The organism is Roseburia sp. AF42-8 (assembly GCF_003435965.1).
GTDB classification, from domain to species: domain Bacteria; phylum Bacillota; class Clostridia; order Lachnospirales; family Lachnospiraceae; genus Roseburia_C; species Roseburia_C amylophila.
The window spans coordinates 1-3,827 of sequence record NZ_QTVB01000089.1; the positions used below are offsets into that span (position 1 = coordinate 1).

Below are 3,827 nucleotides of genomic sequence, written 5' to 3' on the forward strand. Positions count from 1 at the left end.
TTTTCAAAAGTCAATGATTTTTCAGTTCTAATTTTCAGATTCTATTTTTCTTATAAAATTTAACACTTCCTACTTTGGTTTTTCGTCATTTTTTTTTACAGTATTGTTCTAAAAAAACGGCCGCACCATCTTCTATAGCAGCAAAAGCCATCTTATCGTCTGGCCATGATTTTCTGAGTGCCACATAAGAAATCAGAAAATTTGCAAGCCAGCCAGCCGGTACAGCAAGCCAGACAAATGCAATGCCAAAACGCGGTGCGAGTATCAAAGCAACTGACAGACGAATTGCAAGATTTACCATATTTGCAATGAGAAATGGACGCATGATTCCAAGTCCCCGAAGAACTCCGTCTGTTGCCATCTTGATACCCATGAAAATGAAAAAGAAGCCGAGCCATCTCATATAATCTCCAGACACCTGATATGCCAGCGCTGTTCCATCTTTACCCAGAAATAATGAGGAAATCTGTGTATGCAGTGTTTCAATGACTATAAAAGCAAGGACTGCAAAACATAAATCTAACACCAGTGCAGCGTGGTATCCTTTTTTGATACGCCCAATTTTCTTTGCGCCAAGATTCTGGGAAACATACGGAGAGACTGCATTGCCTATGGACACAAATATCAGTGAAAAAACATTCTCTACCCTCATCGTTGCCGCATAACCTGCAAGAGCCTGTGTACCAAACGGATTTACAACCGCCTGTACAATCATCATACCAATTGACACTGTTGACTGCTGGAGGACCGACGGTACAGCAATGCGGAGCATGGAATGTAATTCCCTCCCGTCAAACCAGCGAGCCGGACTCTTATACTGGCGTATCCGGTATAAAAAGATTAAAAACGAAAATACTGCCGAAATGCCTTGTGCAATAAGCGTGGCTAGGGCTGCACCGAACACACCCAGACCAAGGCCTGCTACCATCCAAAGATCCATCATAATATTCAGAACAGAAGAAAAAATCAAAAGGCACAACGGAATCTTTGATTCACCGATTGAAGTAAACATCGTTGAAAGAATGTTGTACATAAACAGAAACGGAAATCCCACAAAATAAACACGAAGATATAGTACTGCTTCCTCCAGTATATCAGCGGGTGTCTGTAATATGCCCATCATGGAACGTGAAAAACAAAAGCCAGTAACTCCCAGAAGTATGCTAAGAACCAGAAAACTAATCAATGATGTTGATACGATTGTTTTCATTTTACTATAATCTCTGGCACCAAAATAACGGCTCACAAGTACACCTGCACCTACACCTGCACCAAGTGCTATACAAATGAATACATTCGTAAGGGCAGCACAGGCACCAACAGCCGCAAGGGCAGAAGATCCAACAAACTGACCCACAATGATTGAATCAGCCATATTGTAGACTTGTTGAAAAAAGCTTCCGAAAATCATTGGCATTGCAAAAACAGTCAGTGCTTTAAGGGGTGCATCTGTAATTAAATATTCATCTTTTGACATGATTTTCTTCCTCTGTAACTATTTTAAAGCACTATTACTACGGCATCAAGTCCCTCAACTTTTCCGTCAAACAGTTCTTCTCCAAGCAAATTATATTTTCCCTCATACTCATTAAATCTCTTCTCACTGCTGCTGCAGTTAAAAATCAATGCCATAGTTTCTTCACCATTTTTTCTAATCAGAACAATGGTTTCTTCCTCATCCCTTGTGATTGCCTCAATCAATTCACCTTCTACGATACATTTATATTTTTTTCGAACCTGCAACAGCTGTTTATACCATTCAAACATCTCTTTATCCTGGTATTCTTCATCCCAGTACATGCCACGTCTGCAATCCGGATCGTTTGCTCCCGGCATCGCATACTCATCTCCATAATAAATCATTGGCATTCCCGGCAATAACAATTGAAAAGCTGCTGCCAAATGCTGCTTTTTCTTATTATTCTTACATAAATGTAAAAATCTTGCTGTATCATGGCTGTCTATCAGATTCCACATAAGAGGATAACATTTCTTATTTAAGCGTCCTTTCAAATATCCAAGATTCTGTATAAACTGGCTGACCGTAATCTTTTCATCTGCAAGCAGATCTATCATATTCAGATAAAACGGATAATTCATGACCGTATCCCATTCATCTCCTTCAAGAAAATCTCCTGCATAATGCCAGATTTCTCCAATTATCAGCATATCTTTCTTTACTGCCTTAACTGCCTTTCTAAAATTCTTCCAGAAAAAATGACTGATTTCATCTCCTACATCCATTCTCCATCCGTCTATATCGCATTCCCTGATCCAATAGCATGCAACATCTGTAATAAATTTTTCAACTTCAGGATTTTTCAGATTTAATTTTGGCATTCCACCATAATAACCAAAGCATTTGAAATTTGGAATCTCTCCCCTTTCACTTTTAAGTGGAAATTCATCAATAAAATACCAGTCCAGATATTTAGACTTATTTCCTTTTTCTAAAATATCTTCGAATGCAAAAAATTTCTTTCCTGTATGGTTAAACACCGCATCCATAACCACTTTCATTCCATATTCATGTGCTTTTTGTACCAGCTCTTTAAGATCCTCTGCTGTTCCAAATGAGGGATCAATCTGATAATAATCAATGGTATCGTATTTATGGCTTGAATTTGATTTAAAGATTGGTGTCATATATAAAACATCAATTCCAAGACTATGGATATAATCCAGATGTTCTATAATTCCTCTGAGATCACCATGCAGATTATCCATAGACGTAACTGGTGCTTTATACCATACTTCCTTGTCTACCGGCTGTGATGATGCAAAACGGGACGGAAAAATCTGATATACGACCTTATTTTCTGCCCACTTTGGCACCACAAACATTTCTTCCTCCCGTAGATTCTGCGGGCAGTCAAACATTCTGTCTCTGTTTGTAATACATTCCTTACTAAACTCATAATTGCCGTAATATACTTTTTCCCCCTGCATGTCCGTAAATTCAAAAAAATAACGGAGACATATCAAATGCATCTGTATCTGCGCTTCATAATAATCCTGAAACTGTGAGGTCGCAACCTTCTTCATTGGAATTGTCTTTCGCGTATCCTTCCATTCCATTGGTATATACTTATCTTCATAATGAAGAATTATTTCCTTTATATCATCTCTTTTTACCTGGATGCGTATCACAAATAAATCCTTATCTATTGCATAGCAGAATCTTTTGTCCATATCATGGATAATTGCAGAGTATTCCATTCATTTTCTCCTTTACATATTCTGTTTTCTTCTTTCGTATTACTTACTTTTTCTATATCTTAACGTGATAATCCTGGCTTGTCTATAGATAACTTCCTCTGCAGCTTACCGATTGACAAAAATATCCGAATCTCTGTTATCCGTCTTTTATGTCAATGACATTTTCTCCTTTTCCCTGAACGAAAAAAATCACCCAGACTAGAATTTTTAATCTAATCTGAGTGATGCTTCGTCAGGCCTGTTTTCATCTCTGTAAAGCACCTTTCAGTGCTCGTCCGGTGCTCGGAGCACCCGGAGGATGTAACCATTCCGTTCCATCGAGTTCACACAGTTGGCCACCATTACGATTCAGCTTGTAACAATGATCACTTGGTTTTCTTATTAGATTAACTATATTATAACGTGCTGTAGGTCGGATGTCGATGATTTTTTGACCATATTTATTGTTTTATATGTTACTTCTCTATTAGTTCTGCAAACTAGAATTTATTACTCCATCAAACTGAAAGTTTCCATTTATTTCTTTTTGCGGTATTTGGGTTCAATACCTACTACATACGCTACCATAGCCGCAATACTAATAAGCATTGCACCCAATATAGGTATAA

Annotated in this window: 2 protein-coding genes; both read right to left on the minus strand. The window is 38.0% G+C overall.

Translation table 11 applies throughout. The features are described from left to right. Window positions 1–85: 85 nt before the first annotated feature. Window positions 86–1,477, minus strand: a complete 1,392-nt coding sequence (locus DW059_RS15025; RefSeq protein ID WP_117699328.1) for an MATE family efflux transporter — start codon at window positions 1,475–1,477, stop codon at window positions 86–88. A 23-nt stretch (window positions 1,478–1,500) separates the two neighbouring features. Next, entirely contained in the window at window positions 1,501–3,219 is a 1,719-nt protein-coding gene (locus DW059_RS15030) for a glycoside hydrolase family 13 protein (RefSeq protein ID WP_117699329.1), read from the minus strand. Window positions 3,220–3,827: the final 608 nt, after the last annotated feature.